Annotated in this window: 15 protein-coding genes; 9 read left to right on the plus strand and 6 right to left on the minus strand. The window is 73.4% G+C overall.

Annotation, left to right across the window (positions count from 1 at the left end; translation table 11 throughout):
• Positions 1–447: 447 nt before the first annotated feature.
• From GQS52_RS09185 to GQS52_RS09205, 5 genes are all read left to right on the plus strand, one after another.
• Positions 448–897 (plus strand): helix-turn-helix transcriptional regulator, encoded by a 450-nt coding sequence (locus tag GQS52_RS09185; RefSeq protein WP_182312923.1) that lies wholly within the window; start codon positions 448–450, stop codon positions 895–897.
• Positions 898–902: 5 nt separating this feature from the next.
• Entirely contained in the window at positions 903–1,313 is a 411-nt protein-coding gene (locus tag GQS52_RS09190; RefSeq protein ID WP_182312924.1) for a VOC family protein, read from the plus strand.
• Positions 1,314–1,471: 158 nt separating this feature from the next.
• On the plus strand, positions 1,472–3,871 hold the full coding sequence (locus tag GQS52_RS09195; protein ID WP_182312925.1) for an excinuclease ABC subunit UvrA: 2,400 nt from the start codon (positions 1,472–1,474) through the stop codon (positions 3,869–3,871).
• Positions 3,872–4,166: 295 nt separating this feature from the next.
• The gene (locus GQS52_RS09200) at positions 4,167–4,436 is read left to right on the plus strand and encodes a type II toxin-antitoxin system Phd/YefM family antitoxin (protein WP_182312926.1); all 270 of its coding nucleotides are present in this window, start codon (positions 4,167–4,169) and stop codon (positions 4,434–4,436) included.
• Complete coding sequence (locus GQS52_RS09205; RefSeq protein WP_182312927.1) at positions 4,429–4,692, plus strand: type II toxin-antitoxin system RelE/ParE family toxin; 264 nt, start codon at positions 4,429–4,431, stop codon at positions 4,690–4,692. Before GQS52_RS09200 ends, GQS52_RS09205 begins: the two co-directional genes overlap by 8 nt.
• 125 nt (positions 4,693–4,817) lie before the next feature.
• Here GQS52_RS09205 and ychF read toward each other — a convergent pair whose 3' ends face one another.
• A complete protein-coding gene (gene ychF / locus GQS52_RS09210; protein WP_182312928.1) occupies positions 4,818–5,891 on the minus strand; it encodes a redox-regulated ATPase YchF in 1,074 nt (357 codons plus the stop codon).
• A gap of 174 nt (positions 5,892–6,065) precedes the next feature.
• Between ychF and GQS52_RS09215 the strand changes: the two genes are divergently transcribed.
• The gene (locus GQS52_RS09215) at positions 6,066–6,797 is read left to right on the plus strand and encodes a DUF6542 domain-containing protein (RefSeq protein WP_182312929.1); all 732 of its coding nucleotides are present in this window, start codon (positions 6,066–6,068) and stop codon (positions 6,795–6,797) included.
• 79 nt (positions 6,798–6,876) lie between these two features.
• On the opposite strand, the gene GQS52_RS09220 is transcribed toward GQS52_RS09215, so the two are convergent.
• The gene (locus GQS52_RS09220) at positions 6,877–7,644 is read right to left on the minus strand and encodes a polyphosphate--glucose phosphotransferase (RefSeq protein ID WP_182312930.1); all 768 of its coding nucleotides are present in this window, start codon (positions 7,642–7,644) and stop codon (positions 6,877–6,879) included.
• A gap of 80 nt (positions 7,645–7,724) precedes the next feature.
• Positions 7,725–8,714: a 4-hydroxy-3-methylbut-2-enyl diphosphate reductase gene (locus GQS52_RS09225; protein ID WP_182316323.1), complete on the minus strand. Its 990-nt coding sequence runs from the start codon at positions 8,712–8,714 to the stop codon at positions 7,725–7,727.
• A 152-nt stretch (positions 8,715–8,866) separates the two neighbouring features.
• Here GQS52_RS09225 and xseA point away from each other — a divergent pair, with 152 nt between their 5' ends.
• Both xseA and GQS52_RS09235 read left to right on the plus strand, forming a co-directional pair.
• Entirely contained in the window at positions 8,867–10,093 is a 1,227-nt protein-coding gene (gene xseA / locus GQS52_RS09230) for an exodeoxyribonuclease VII large subunit (RefSeq protein ID WP_182312931.1), read from the plus strand.
• 170 nt (positions 10,094–10,263) lie between these two features.
• Positions 10,264–10,479, plus strand: coding sequence for an exodeoxyribonuclease VII small subunit (locus GQS52_RS09235; protein ID WP_259371078.1), 216 nt, complete (start codon positions 10,264–10,266; stop codon positions 10,477–10,479).
• Positions 10,480–10,642: 163 nt separating this feature from the next.
• Here GQS52_RS09235 and GQS52_RS09240 read toward each other — a convergent pair whose 3' ends face one another.
• Positions 10,643–11,155, minus strand: a complete 513-nt coding sequence (locus tag GQS52_RS09240; RefSeq protein WP_182316324.1) for a DUF4245 domain-containing protein — start codon at positions 11,153–11,155, stop codon at positions 10,643–10,645.
• Between the two features lie 183 nt (positions 11,156–11,338).
• Between GQS52_RS09240 and glpX the strand changes: the two genes are divergently transcribed.
• Positions 11,339–12,370: a class II fructose-bisphosphatase gene (glpX, locus tag GQS52_RS09245; protein ID WP_182312933.1), complete on the plus strand. Its 1,032-nt coding sequence runs from the start codon at positions 11,339–11,341 to the stop codon at positions 12,368–12,370.
• Between the two features lie 279 nt (positions 12,371–12,649).
• Here the strand turns inward: glpX and GQS52_RS09250 are convergent, their stop codons facing one another.
• Together GQS52_RS09250 and GQS52_RS09255 are read right to left on the minus strand one after the other, a co-directional pair.
• Entirely contained in the window at positions 12,650–12,973 is a 324-nt protein-coding gene (locus GQS52_RS09250; protein WP_182316325.1) for a WhiB family transcriptional regulator, read from the minus strand.
• 274 nt (positions 12,974–13,247) lie between these two features.
• Complete coding sequence (locus tag GQS52_RS09255) at positions 13,248–13,883, minus strand: DUF1707 domain-containing protein (RefSeq protein ID WP_259371079.1); 636 nt, start codon at positions 13,881–13,883, stop codon at positions 13,248–13,250.
• Positions 13,884–14,049: the final 166 nt, after the last annotated feature.

Below are 14,049 nucleotides of genomic sequence, written 5' to 3' on the forward strand. Positions count from 1 at the left end.
AGAAGACTGACGCCTCCGGAAGCGGTGGGCAAGAGCGCCCGGGCCCCGGACACACAGTGAATGCAAAGACCTGTCCCGAGATCCCTTCCGAGTTGGGCATGCACCCGACACAACCGCGGACCTGAGCAGAGCAGGAGGCCGGCTTCAGGCTGAACCGTTCCGGCACAGGATGCGCATGGTGCTCGGAGACCTGGAGTCGCTGGAGCGCCGATTTGCAGCGGCTGAGCCAGTGCTGTGGCGGGGAGCCGTCCAACCTGGTGCTTTGTCCAACAGATCGTGGAGGGCGACGGGACCTGGGTGCGGCGGTCCAGTCCGGGCCTGACATTCCAGGCGAACAACCTGCAGGACTCCCTGAACCTGTGCAGGAGCGGTCCGGGGCGGACGCGGATCCAGTGCACGGTTCCGACGGCGCTGGGCAACTCCGGCGCACCGTGTCACGATTCGCCGGTGACCAGCAGACCCGACCCGGCGCAGCGCCTGCGCGACCTCGCGCGGCTGCGCCGCGTCCGCGACCGGATCGACCGGGAGTACGCGCAGCCGCTGAACGTCGAGGAGCTCGCCCGCGGCGCGCACATGTCGGCCGGGCACCTCAGCCGCGAGTTCCGCCTCGCCTACGGCGAATCGCCGTACAGCTACCTGATGACGCGGCGCATCGAGCGCGCGATGGCGCTGCTGCGCCGCGGCGACCTCGGCGTCACCGAGGTCTGCTTCGCGGTCGGCTGCGCGTCGCTGGGCACCTTCAGCACCCGCTTCAGCGAGTTGGTCGGCATGTCGCCCAGCGCGTACCGGCGCCGGGCGGCCCGCTCGGCGGCGGGTGTCCCGTCGTGCGTGGCGAAGCAGGTGACCAGACCGGTCAGGAATCGAGAAGCAGGGGCCTCGGAGCCGCCCCTAGCCTGACCGTCATGGACATCACCATCCACGCGAGCTTCCTCCCTCACGTCGACCCGGAGGCCTCCCTGGCCTTCTACCGCGACACGCTCGGCTTCGAGGTCCGCAACGACGTCGGAACCGGCACGATGCGCTGGATCACCGTCGGCCCTCCCGGCCAGCCCGGCACGTCCGTCCTCCTGGCGCCGCCGGCCGTCGACCCCGGCATCACCGACGACGAGCGCCGCACCGTCACCGAGATGATGGCCAAGGGCACCTACGGCTGGATCCTGCTGGCCACCAAGGACCTCGACAGCACCTTCGAACGGCTGCAGGCCGGCGACACCGAGATCGTCCAGGAGCCGACCGAGCAGCCGTACGGAATCCGCGACTGCGCCGTCCGTGACCCCGCGGGCAACCTGGTCCGCATCCAGGAAGTGCGCTGAGCCGACCGGCTGCCGCAGCCGCGGTCCCGCCCCGCCGTCACGGAAGAACCCGCGCCTGCGGGGCGGGACCGCACGCACCGACGAAAGCCGGCCGGGCCGGACGACACCGGCGGGGACCGCGGAGGCGGCCCCGCCCGAAAGACGGAGACACGACAGGCATGGCCAAGAGGACGGACGCGCAGTCGCCCGCGCGGCACACCGCCGACAGCCACGATCTGATCCGCGTGCACGGCGCCCGCGAGAACAACCTCAAGGACGTCGGCATCGAGATCCCCAAACGCAGGCTGACGGTGTTCACCGGCGTCTCCGGATCGGGCAAGAGCTCGCTGGTGTTCAACACGATCGCCGCGGAGTCGCAGCGGCTGCTCAACGAGACCCACACCGCCTTCTTGCAGGGCTTCATGCCGACGCCGGCCCGTCCCGAGGTCGACGTGCTCGACGGGCTGACGGCCGCGATCGTCGTCGACCAGCAGCGGCTGGGGTCCGACCCCCGCTCCACGGTCGGCACCGTCACCGACGCCAACGCGATGCTGCGCATCCTCTTCAGCCGGCTCGGGCGGCCGCACATCGGCCCGCCCGGCGCGTACTCCTTCAACGTCGCCCCCGTCCGGGCCAGCGGTGCGATCACCGTCGAGCGCGGCGCCCGGAAAACCGTGCGGGCGACCTACAACCGCACCGGCGGGATGTGCACGCGCTGCGAGGGCCGGGGCACGGTCTCCGACATCGACCTCACCCAGCTCTACGACGACTCCAAGTCGATCGCCGGGGGCGCGTTCACCATCCCCGGCTGGAAGGCGGACAGCCTCTGGACCGTGCGGGTCTACGCCGAGTCGGGCTTCCTCGACCCGGACAAGCCGATCCGCGAGTTCACCGAGAAGGAGATGCGGGACTTCCTCCACCGGGAACCGACCAAGGTGAAGGTCGAGGGCGTGAACCTCACCTACGAGGGGCTGGTCCCCAAGGTCCGGAAGGCGTTCCTGTCCAAGGACAAGGAGGCCCTGCAGCCGCACGTCCGGGCGTTCGTGGAGCGGGCGGTCACCTTCACCACCTGCCCCGAGTGCGACGGCACCCGGCTCAGTGAGGGGGCCCGGTCGTCGAGGATCGAGGGGATCTCCATCGCCGACGCGTGCGCGATGGAGATCCGCGACCTGGCCGACTGGGTGCGCGGCCTGGAGGAGCCCTCGGTGGCGCCGCTGCTCACCGCGCTGCAGCAGACCTTCGACTCGTTCGCGGAGATCGGGCTGGGCTACCTCTCGCTCGACAGGCCGTCGGCCACGCTGTCGGGCGGCGAGGCTCAGCGCGTCAAGATGATCCGCCACCTCGGCTCCTCGCTCACCGACGTCACCTACGTCTTCGACGAGCCCACCTCGGGGCTGCACCCCCACGACGTCCAGCGCACGAACGGCCTGCTGCTGCGGCTGCGGGACAAGGGCAACACGGTGCTCGTCGTGGAGCACAAGCCGGAGGTGATCGCGATCGCCGACCACGTCGTCGACCTCGGCCCCGGCGCCGGCACGGCGGGCGGCACCGTCTGCTTCGAGGGCACCGTCGAGGGGCTGCGGGCCGCCGGCACCCTCACCGGCCGCCACCTCGACGACCGGGCCGCGCTCAAGGAGACGGTGCGCACGCCCACCGGCCGGCTCCCGGTCCGCGGCGCGAGGACGCACAACCTGCGCGGCGTCGACGTGGACATCCCGCTCGGGGTGCTCGTCGCCGTCACCGGCGTCGCCGGCTCCGGCAAGAGTTCCCTCGTGCACGGGTCGCTGTGCCGGCAGCCGTGGGCCGCCGACGCGGGCGTGGTGTCGGTCGACCAGAGCGCGATCCGGGGCTCGCGACGGAGCAACCCGGCGACGTACACCGGGCTGCTCGACCCGATCCGCAAGGCGTTCGCCAAGGCCAACGGCGTGAAGCCGTCGCTCTTCAGCGCCAACTCCGAGGGGGCCTGCCCCGGCTGCAACGGGGCCGGCGTCGTCCACACCGACCTGGCGACGGCGGCCGGCGTCACCTCCCCCTGCGAGGAGTGCGAGGGCAGGCGGTTCCAGGCGTCGGTGCTGGAGCACCGCCTCGGCGGCCGCGACATCAGCGAGGTGCTGGCGATGTCGGTGACCGAGGCCGGGGAGTTCTTCGGCTCCGGACAGGCGCGCACGCCGGCCGCACAGGCCGTCCTCGGCCGGCTCGCCGACGTCGGGCTCGGCTACCTCGGCCTGGGCCAGCCGCTCACCACACTGTCCGGCGGCGAACGGCAACGGCTCAAGCTGGCCACGCACATGGCGGACAAGGGCGGCCTCTACGTCCTCGACGAGCCCACCACCGGCCTCCACCTCGCCGACGTCGAGCAGCTGCTCGGCCTGCTCGACCGGCTCGTCGACTCCGGCAAGTCGGTCGTCGTCGTCGAGCACCACCAGGCGGTCATGGCGCACGCCGACTGGATCATCGACCTGGGCCCCGGCGCCGGCCACGACGGCGGCCGGATCGTCTTCGAGGGCACGCCCGCCGACCTCGTAGCCGCCCGCTCCACACTCACCGGCGAGCACCTCGCGGCCTACGTCGGCGCCTGACGGGGGCCGGGGCCCGGGGGCCGAGGACCTCGCGGACACCGCGGGGCCCGGCCGGGCCCGGCACGCGCCCCGCCCCCGGCTCCGGCCCCACCGGCAGCACGTCCGCATCCCGGCCGACCGGTCCGCCGTCCGGACGGCCCGGTCGCGGCCGTCCCGGTCCGGGCAGGAGTCCGGCCGACGCGAACGCAGTAGGAACCCGTCTTGGAAGGGCCGGGCCCCTACGCGGAAAAGGCCCCGCACCGCGACGCAGACTCCTCGCATTGTGTACACATGGCACACATGGTACACTTGAGGCATGACGCAGCCGCTGCCCATAGAGTCAATCCGCGACGTCCGGGCGCACTTGGCCGAGGTCGTGGAACGTGCCGATCGTGACGACATGCCCACCGTGATCACCCGGCGGGGAAAGCAGGTCGCCGCCGTCGTGTCCATCGGGGTTCTGCGCAAGTACCAGGAGTGGGAAGAGCGCGAGATCAACCGGATCATCGACGAGCGCATGGCCGGTCCGGCACCCGGCATCCCGATCGAGGAGGTCATGAGGGAGACGCTGGCGCGCAGTGAGTGAGTACCGCACCGTCTTCCGGCCCGAGACTCAGGCCGAGCTCCGCAAGGTCCCGCGCGACACGGCCCTCCGCATTCTGGCCAAACTGACCGAGCTGGAGAGCGACCCGCTGGGGTTCGGCACCACGGCCCTCGTCTCCCGACCCGACCGGCGCCGCCTACGGGTAGGCGACTACCGCGTGATCTACACCATCGACAACGGCGAGCTGGTGGTGTGGGTCGTACACGTCGGGCACCGCTCCAACGTCTACGACGCCTGAGCATCTCTTCCGCGGGGGCGAAGAACCCGGCGCGGGATAGACGACGGGGCCGGACTCCCACGAGTCCGGCCCCGTCGTCTATCCGTATGCTTGCCGGATCCCCGATGCGGTGCTGCTTCGACCACTCACACGTTGAAGCGGAACTCCACGACGTCGCCGTCCTGCATGACGTAGTCCTTGCCCTCCATGCGGGCCTTGCCGGCGGCGCGGGCCTCGGCGACGGAGCCGGTGGCGACGAGGTCGTCGAAGGAGATGACCTCGGCCTTGATGAAGCCCTTCTGGAAGTCGGTGTGGATCACGCCGGCCGCCTCGGGGGCGGTGGCGCCCTTCCGGATCGTCCAGGCGCGGGACTCCTTGGGGCCGGCCGTGAGGTAGGTCTGCAGGCCGAGGGTGTCGAAGCCGACGCGGGCGAGGGTGACCAGGCCGGGCTCCTCCTGGCCCATGGACTGCAGCAGCTCCAGCGCCTCCTCGTCGTCCAGCTCGATCAGCTCGGACTCGATCTTGGCGTTGAGGAAGATCGCCTCGGCCGGGGCGACCAGCTCGCGCAGCTCGTTCTTGAACTCCTCGTTGACCAGCTCGTCCTCGTCGACGTTGAAGACGTAGAGGAACGGCTTGGCGGTCAGCAGGTGCAGCTCGCGCAGCGGCTCGGTGTCGAGGCCGGCCTCGAAGGCCGTGCGGCCCTCCTCGAGGACCTTCTGGGCCTCCTCGATCGCCTTGACGACCGGCTGCTTGTCCTTCTGGATCCGGGCTTCCTTCTGGAGCCTGGGCAGGGCCTTCTCGATGGTCTGCAGGTCGGCGAGGATCAGCTCGGTGTTGATCGTCTCGATGTCGTCCTTGGGCGAGACGCGGCCGTCGACGTGCACCACGTCGTCGTCCTTGAAGGCCCGGATGACCTGGCAGATCGCGTCCGACTCGCGGATGTTCGCGAGGAACTTGTTGCCCAGGCCCTGGCCCTCGGAGGCGCCGCGCACGATGCCCGCGATGTCGACGAAGTCGACGGTCGCCGGGAGCTTGCGCTGCGAGCCGAAGATCTCGGCGAGCTTGTCCAGGCGCGGGTCGGGCACCCCGACGACGCCGACGTTGGGCTCGATGGTGGCGAACGGGTAGTTGGCCGCCAGTACGTCGTTCTTGGTCAGGGCATTGAACAGGGTCGACTTGCCGACGTTGGGCAGGCCGACGATTCCGATCGTGAGCGACACGTGGCGACTTCCCGTAGCGAGAACTTGAGTGGACCGGTCCACGGCAGGACCGGTCCACCAGTCTACGGGCCGCGCCCCCGCGTCCGGGCGGCGCCGGAGGCGGGCGGGAGGAGGCCCTCCCGAAAGGTGTGTCCATCACATCGTCAGACCGGTACGGCGACCTACCGTGGCCCGGTGGAACATCCCAGCACTCGGTTCTCACGACGCGACCCCCACCGGGCCGCCCGTCCGCCCCGGCTTCCCCGTCCGGCGGGCCCCGCCGCCCCCGGCAGTCCTGGCAGCCCCGGCAGCCCCGGCAGCACCGGGGCTGCCGGCCCACCGGCCGGGCAGGCCCCGCAGGCCGGGCAGGCCGGGCAGGCGGCGCCCCGTCGGCGCACCGCGACCGGGCCGCCCGGGGCGGCGGCGCCCCCGGGAGGGGCCTCCGGCCGGGGCCCGCGGACCGGACGGACGGCACGGGCGGCCCGCCCCGCCGGGGCGACCCGGGCGGGCGGCGGCGGGGGCGCGGGGCTGTCGGGGCCGCGGCTCACCGCGGCCGGCGCGGCCGTCGTCGTCGGCGGGCTCACCGCGGCGGGCGCCGCGCTGGACGCCCTGCTGCTGGACGGAGTCGGCCCCGTCCTCAAGGCGTTCTTCGTCCTGGCCTGCGTCGCCGGCTCGCTGCGGGTCCGGCCGTCCGACCTCCTCGCGCCCGCCGTGGCGGCGCCGTTGGCGTTCGCCCTCGCCGTGCTGTTCACCGGTACTCCCGGGGACGGCGCGGCCGGGCGGGCGATGGCCCTGTTCACCGACCTGGCGGTCAACGCCGGCTGGCTGTTCCTGGGCACGGGCCTGGCGGTGGCGGTGGCGGCGGCCCGCAGGCTGGGGGCGGCGGTGTCGGCGAGGACCGCGGGCGGGCGGACCCCGCCGCGCTGACCGCCCGCACGGGCGAGGACCGCGGACGAGGACCGCGGGCGGTCGCGCGGGCGGGTCGCGGCGGACCGGCCGGGGGCCGTCAGGAGCTGCCGGTGCGGGCTGCCCCGGCGGTGTCGGCGGCGGCCGCCATGGCCGCGCCCACGATGCCGGCGTTGTTCCGCAGCTCGGCCGGGACGATCTCCGCCCGCACCCCCTCGATCAGCGGCAGGAACTTGTCCGCCTTGCGGCTGACCCCGCCGCCGATGACGAACAGGTCGGGCGAGAACAGCATCTCGACGTGGCGCAGGTACTTCTGCACCCGGCGCGCCCACTGCTGCCAGGTGAGGTCCTCGTCCTCCCTGGCCCTGCTGGACGCCTTCTTCTCGGCGTCGTGGCCGTTCAGTTCGAGGTGGCCCAGCTCGGTGTTGGGGACGAGCGTGCCGTCGACGAAGAGCGCGCTGCCGATCCCGGTGCCCAGGGTCAGCACGATCACGGTGCCGCGGCGCCCGCGGCCCGCGCCGAAGGACATCTCGGCGACACCGGCCGCGTCCGCGTCGTTGAGCAGGACGACGGGCAGCCCGAGCCGGTCGGAGAGCAGCCCGCGGGCGTCGCAGTCGATCCAGTCCTGGTCGATGTTGGCCGCGGACCGCGTGACGCCGTCGGTGACCACGGCGGGGACGGTGACGCCGACCGGCCCCCGCCAGTCGAAGTGGGCCACGACCTCGGCCACCTTCTCGGCGACGGCCGCCGGTTTGGAGGGCTGGGGGGTGAGCACCTTGTGGCGCTCCTGCGCGAGCTCGCCCCGGTCGAGATCGACCGGGGCGCCCTTGATTCCCGAACCACCGATGTCCACACCGAAAGCGTTCATGACACCCACGCTACGGTGCGGCGGGCGGGCCGGTCACGTCCGACGCCGTGACCGGCCGCGCCGGACCGCGGAACGCGCGGTCAGGAGCCGGAGGCCGCGCCGAGCTCCGCGCGCAGGTCGCGGCGCAGCTCCTTGGGCAGGGAGAAGATCAGCTTCTCCTCCGCCGAGCGGAACACCTCGACGTCCTCGTAGCCGCGCTGCGCCAGCCACTCCAGGACGCCCTGCACGAGGATCTCGGGCACCGACGCGCCGGAGGTGACGCCGACGGTGCTCACGCCCTCCAGCCACGCCTCGTCGATCTCCTCGGCGAAGTCCACCAGGTGGGAGGCCTTGGCGCCGGCGCCGAGGGCGACCTCGACCAGGCGCACCGAGTTGGAGGAGTTCCTGGAGCCGACGACGATCACCAGGTCGGACTCGGCCGCGATCTCCTTCACCGCCGTCTGGCGGTTCTGGGTGGCGTAGCAGATGTCGTCACTGGGCGGGCTGACCAGGGCGGGGAAGCGCTCCTTGAGCCGCCCGACGGTCTCCATGGTCTCGTCCACCGACAGGGTGGTCTGGGAGAGCCAGACGAGCCGGTTCTCGTCACGCACCTGCACGTTCGCGACGTCGTCCGGGCCGTCGACCAGGTGGATGCGGTCCGGCGCCTCGCCCATGGTGCCGACGACCTCCTCGTGGCCCTCGTGGCCGATCAGGAGGATGTCGTAGTCCTCGGCGGCGAAGCGCTGCGCCTCCTTGTGGACCTTGGTGACCAGGGGGCAGGTGGCGTCGACGGAGGCCAGCCTGCGCTCGGCGGCCTCCTCGTGGACGACGGGGGCCACGCCGTGGGCGGAGAAGACGACGATGGAGCCCTCGGGGACCTCCTCGGTCTCGTCGACGAAGATCGCGCCCTTCTTCTCCAGGGTCTGCACGACGTACTTGTTGTGCACGATCTGCTTGCGCACGTAGATCGGGGCCCCGTACTGCTCCAGGGCCTTCTCCACGGCGATCACGGCACGGTCGACGCCCGCGCAGTAGCCGCGGGGGGCGGCGAGCAGGACGCGGCGGGCAGCAGTAGCAGTCATGCGCCCCATCGTACGGGCGCGCCCGGGGCCGTCGGACACCGTGCGGTGCCTCCCGGCCCCGGCCCGGTTCCGTTCCGGCCACGGTTCCGTTCCGGCCTGCGGCTCCGGCGGGGCGCGGCCGGGGCCGGGGAGGTGTCGGCGGCGGCCGCTACGCTCGGTGCATGGCTGTCAGCACTTCTGCGGAAACGCCGGTCCCGGTCGGCGAGGTGTCGCGGATGATCGGCGGGTGGATCGACCGCCTCGGTGCGGTGTGGGTGGAGGGGCAGATCACCCAGCTCTCCCGCCGCCCGGGGGCGGGCGTGGTGTTCCTGACGCTGCGCGACCCCTCCCGGGACGTCTCGATCACCGTGACCTGCTTCCGGCAGGTGTTCGACGCGGTCGCGGACGTGGTGACCGAGGGCGCCCGGGTGGTGATGCTGGCCAAGCCCGAGTGGTACGCCCCGCGCGGGCAGCTGTCGCTGCGGGCTTCGGAGATCCGGCCGGTCGGGGTGGGCGAGCTGCTGGTGCGGCTGGAGCGGCTGAAGAAGTCGCTCGCCGCCGAGGGCCTGTTCGCCGCCGAGCGCAAGCGGCGGCTGCCGTTCCTGCCGAAGCTGGTCGGGCTGGTCTGCGGCCGGGCGTCGGCCGCCGAGCGGGACGTGCTGGAGAACGCCCGGCTGCGCTGGCCGGCGGTGCGGTTCGAGGTGCGCAACGTCCCCGTGCAGGGGGCGAGCGCGGTGCCCCGGGTGGTCGAGGCGGTGCGGGAGCTGGACGCCCACCCCGAGGTGGACGTGATCGTCGTGGCCCGCGGCGGGGGCAGCGTGGAGGACCTGCTGCCGTTCTCCGACGAGGAGCTGGTGCGGGCGGTGGCCGCGTGCCGCACCCCCGTCGTCAGCGCCATCGGGCACGAGCCGGACTCACCGCTGCTGGACCTGGTCGCGGACCTGCGGGCCTCCACGCCGACCGACGCGGCGAAGAAGGTGGTCCCGGACGTCGGCGAGGAGATGGTGCGCATCCAGCAGCTGCGGGAGCGCTCGCTGCGCGTGGTGAACGCGATGCTGGACCGCGAGGAGCGCGGCCTGGAGGCGGCGGTCAGCCGCCCGTCGATGGCCCGGCCGCACACGATGGTGCTGGAGCGGGAGGCCGAGGTACGGGCGCTCCTGGACCGCTCCCGGCGCACCCTGCGGCACGAGCTGGACCGGGCCGGGGCGGAGCTGGAGCACACGCTCGCCCGGGTGGTCGCCCTCTCCCCCGCCGCGACGCTGCAGCGCGGCTACGCGGTGCTCCAGCGGGCGGACGGCACGGTGGTGCGCTCGGTGGGCGAGGTCGCGGAGGGCGAGGCGCTGCGGGCGCGGGTGGCGGACGGGGTGCTGCCGGTCCGCGTGGAGCCCCGGGCGGCGGACGGCGGGTGATCCGGGCGGACCGCACTCCCGCCACGGCACGCGGTGCCCGCACGGCCCGCCGGGGGCCGGCTGTCGCAGCCTGCTCATAGTCTTGGCGCATGGCAGCGAAGAGGCAGGACCGGGACGGGCAGGACGCGGTGGCGCGGGAGGCCGCCGGCGGCGCGGAGGCCGACGCGGGGATGGGGTACGAGCAGGCCCGCGACGAGCTGGTCGACGTGGTGCGCCGGCTCGAGGCGGGAGGCTCCTCCCTGGAGGAGTCGCTGGCTCTGTGGGAGCGGGGGGAGGAACTGGCCAAGGTGTGCCGGCTGCGCCTGGAGGGGGCCCGTGCCCGGCTGGACGCGGCGCTCGCCGCGGAGTCCGGCCCCGGGGGGCCGGACTCCGGCGGGGAGGACTGACCCGCACCGTGCCGCCCGCACCGTGACGCCCGCACCGTGCCGCCCGCACCGTGCCGCCGCGGGAGCGGGCGGCGGGGTGCGGGGCCCCGCCGGGCGTTGGGGCACTGTGCCGGGCCCGGCGGCGCCTGCCGGGTCGAACGGTTGCGGCCGGGCCCCGCGGGGGTCAGGAGGTGCGCAGGGCGGCCGCCAGCTGTGCCAGCTGGTCGTGCGGGGCGGTGCCGGTGACGACCGTGGTCACGTTCTTCTCCTGGCGCACCAGGGCGTTGTACTTCTCCCCGTCGTAGCGCTTCCAGGTGGTGCCCTCGATCTTGCGGGTGCCGTTCTCCTCGGCGCCCTTGCTGACGTCCGCGACGAACTTCGCGGCCGGGCCGTTCGACTGCTCGACCGCCGCGTACTCCTGCTGGGGGTTGATGAAGCCCAGGTGCCACTCGGCGCCCCCGGACTCGCCCGCGCCGCGGTACCTGACCGAGGTGGCGCGCCACTGCTCCGGCAGGCCCTCGGGCGCGGCCACCGGGTACGGGGCCGCGCGGCGCGCCTGACCGAGCTCCACCCGGTAGTCGACCGGCTTGACCGGATCATCCTCGGTGTGCGGAATGAAGAGGTAGATGCCGCCCGCGAGGAGGCCGATCGCCGCCATCGACAGGACCATGTCCCGCACCGTCTGCTTGCCACGCATGCTTGCCACGCCTCCCATGGTCCCCCATGTCCGGCCGCGCCCCGCACCCGCCCCGGCCGCAGGTCGGCGTGCGGGCGGGGCCGCGGGGTAGGCGAAAGGGTCCCCCTGCACTGCGGGCGAGCGGCCGGATACGCTCGCATCACCCTCTTATCCGGCCGTCGTCGTACAGAAAGGTGCGCTCCGATGACCGACCAGAACCTCCCCTCCCAGCTCGAGGTGGCCCCCGAGGCCCCCGATCGCAACCTTGCCCTGGAGCTCGTGCGGGTCACCGAGGCGGCCGCGATGGCGGCCGGCCGGTGGGTCGGCCGGGGCGACAAGAACGGTGCCGACGGTGCGGCCGTCAAGGCCATGCGGACCCTGGTGCACACCGTGTCGATGAACGGTGTCGTGGTCATCGGAGAGGGGGAGAAGGACGAGGCCCCGATGCTGTTCAACGGTGAGCGGGTGGGCGACGGCACCGGTGCGGAGTGCGACGTCGCCGTGGACCCGGTCGACGGCACCACGCTGACCGCCAAGGGCATGAACAACGCCGTGTCCGTCCTCGCCGTCGCCGACCGCGGCACGATGTTCGACCCCAGCGCCGTGTTCTACATGGAGAAGCTGGCCACCGGCCCCGAGGCCGCCGACTACGTCGACATCACCGCCCCGGTCTCGGTGAACATCCGCCGGGTCGCCAAGGCCAAGCGGAGCGCCCCCGAGGACGTCACCGTGGTCGTGCTGGACCGGCCGCGGCACGACGCGATGGTCAAGGAGATCCGGGAGACCGGCGCCCGCATCAAGTTCATCACCGACGGCGACGTGGCCGGCGCGATCATGGCGGTGCGCGAGGGCACCGGCGTCGACCTGCTGCTGGGCATCGGCGGCACCCCCGAGGGCATCATCGCCGCCTGCGCGATCAAGTGCCTGGGCGGGACGATCCAGGGCCGGCTGTGGCCCAAGGACGACGAGGAGCGGCAGCGCGCGCTCGACGCCGGCCACGACCTGGACCGGGTTCTGCACACCAACGACCTGGTCAGCGGCGACAACGTCTTCTTCGTCGCCACCGGCATCACCGACGGCGAGCTGCTGCGCGGGGTGCGGTACCGCTCGGAGACCGCCACCACCAGCTCCCTGGTGATGCGCTCCAAGTCCGGCACCATCCGGCAGATCGACTCCACCCACCGGCTGTCGAAGCTGCGCGCCTACAGCGCCGTCGACTTCGACCGCGCCCGCTGAGGAACCGGGAGCGAAACCGGAACCGGAACCGAAGCCGAAGTCGGAACCGGTCCCGTCGGCCGGCGGCACGGATGCCGCCGGCCGACGGGACCGGTTTTGTCCTGCGGGTGCGGGCAGGGTTGCGAGGGCTTTCGGGGGCTCCGGCTCCGGGGAGGTACTCGCGGCCGGAGGCCGGAAACGGCGCCCGGAAACGGCGCCCGGGAGTGGCGCCGGGGAGCAGGCGGGTGCGCCCTGCCGGGGGGCCGGGCCGGCCGGTGCCGGTTGCCGCCCGGCCGGTGCCTAGCCGGCCGCGGCGATGCGGCCGACGGCCGTCGCCAGCTCCGCCTCCCGGCGGCGCCGGCGGGCCAGGACCACCCGGCGCTCGGCGGCGGTCAGCCCGCCCCACACCCCGTAGGGCTCGGGCTGGGCCAGCGCGTGCTCCCGGCACTGCAGCATCACCGGGCAGCGGGCGCAGACGCGCTTGGCCGCCTCCTCCCTGGACAGCCTGGCGGCCGTCGGCTCCTTGGAGGGGGCGAAGAACAGGCCGGCCTCGTCCCGTCGGCAGGCGGCCTCCGAGTGCCAGGGGCCCGCGGCGCCGCGCGGCAGGGGGACGTCCTCGAGCATCCCCGGGGAGCGGCGGCCGGGACTGCGCCGTCCGGGCACGGTGCGGCCGGGTGCGTCCTTCGGGGACTCGAACGGTTGAAGCACGGGTACTCCTGACGACGGCTCGGCGATCACCCTTGCCCGTGCGCTGCGTACGGCCGTCCGAACCGAACTGTCCTCCCAGGCTCAGCCGTACGAGCGACGATGGAGCAGGCCTACCCGCTGTCACCCGATTCATGCGCACCGTGTTCGCCCAACCCCGTTGTGTTCGGCGGGGGTTGGGCGGCCGGGAGGGTCAACGACCCAGCTCTTTGCCCCGTTTCGTACGCTTTCGCTTCGTCTCGACGGCGCCGAACGCCGCGAGGCCGCTCACCGTGACGACGGGGGCGCCCGGGTCGTCCGAGTCGAGGGCGTGGATCTCGAAGCCGCCGAAGATCCCGGCCCCGCCGCCGTCGCGCAGGGTGATGCCCTCGGGTGCCTTGATCTCCACGCCGCCGAAGAGGGCGACGGCCCGGATCTCGACCTCCCGTGCCTCGAACACCGCCTCGGTGAGGTCGATCTCCACCCCGCCGAACAGGGCGAACGCGGTGATCCTGCGGCGGGCGCGCCAGCGGCCCCGCCGGGTGGCGCCGCCGAAGACGGCGACCAGGGTGTCGCCCGCGCCGTCCGCCGGCCCGTCGTCCGCGACCTGCCAGGTGGTGGCGCGCGCGGCCTCCGGCGCCGGCCGGGCCGGGGCGGCGGGACGGGAGGGGACGGGCAGGTCGCGCACCAGCGGCTCCAACTCCCCCACCGTCCTGGAGCGGTAGAGCCGGTCGATCCGCTCGGAGTGCTCCTCGGCGTCCAGGCGGCCCTCGGCCAGCGCCTCGCGCAGGATGTCCGCGACGCGGTCGCGGTCGGCGTCGGAGGCCCTCAGCCCCAGCCCCGAACCCAGCCCCGAATCCGGCTCCGGCTCCGGCTCCGCGAAGGGGAGGCCCGGCGGCCGCGCGGGCTGTTCCCGCCGTACGGGCTCCCGTGCCGGCTCCCTCACGGGCCCCCGGTCCGGCTGACGTTTCTCCAGCGGCGAGTCGTCCACGCGTTCACCCTATCGGCGTTGAGCC

It is taken from the genome of Streptomyces sp. SCUT-3 (assembly GCF_014083985.1).
Lineage (GTDB): Bacteria > Actinomycetota > Actinomycetes > Streptomycetales > Streptomycetaceae > Streptomyces_H > Streptomyces_H thermolineatus.

What these genes read in the sequence shown, in the direction of transcription:
- GQS52_RS09190 (WP_182312924.1), top strand. Translation starts at nt 903, where the DNA reads ATGGACATCACCATCCACGCGAGCTTCCTCCCTCACGTCGACCCGGAG.
- GQS52_RS09195 (WP_182312925.1), top strand. Translation starts at nt 1,472, where the DNA reads ATGGCCAAGAGGACGGACGCGCAGTCGCCCGCGCGGCACACCGCCGAC.
- GQS52_RS09200 (WP_182312926.1), top strand. Translation starts at nt 4,167, where the DNA reads ATGACGCAGCCGCTGCCCATAGAGTCAATCCGCGACGTCCGGGCGCAC.
- GQS52_RS09220 (WP_182312930.1), bottom strand. Translation starts at nt 7,644, where the DNA reads ATGAACGCTTTCGGTGTGGACATCGGTGGTTCGGGAATCAAGGGCGCC.
- GQS52_RS09225 (WP_182316323.1), bottom strand. Translation starts at nt 8,714, where the DNA reads ATGGGGCGCATGACTGCTACTGCTGCCCGCCGCGTCCTGCTCGCCGCC.
- xseA (WP_182312931.1), top strand. Translation starts at nt 8,867, where the DNA reads ATGGCTGTCAGCACTTCTGCGGAAACGCCGGTCCCGGTCGGCGAGGTG.
- GQS52_RS09235 (WP_259371078.1), top strand. Translation starts at nt 10,264, where the DNA reads ATGGGGTACGAGCAGGCCCGCGACGAGCTGGTCGACGTGGTGCGCCGG.
- GQS52_RS09240 (WP_182316324.1), bottom strand. Translation starts at nt 11,155, where the DNA reads ATGCGTGGCAAGCAGACGGTGCGGGACATGGTCCTGTCGATGGCGGCG.
- glpX (WP_182312933.1), top strand. Translation starts at nt 11,339, where the DNA reads ATGACCGACCAGAACCTCCCCTCCCAGCTCGAGGTGGCCCCCGAGGCC.
- GQS52_RS09250 (WP_182316325.1), bottom strand. Translation starts at nt 12,973, where the DNA reads ATGCTCGAGGACGTCCCCCTGCCGCGCGGCGCCGCGGGCCCCTGGCAC.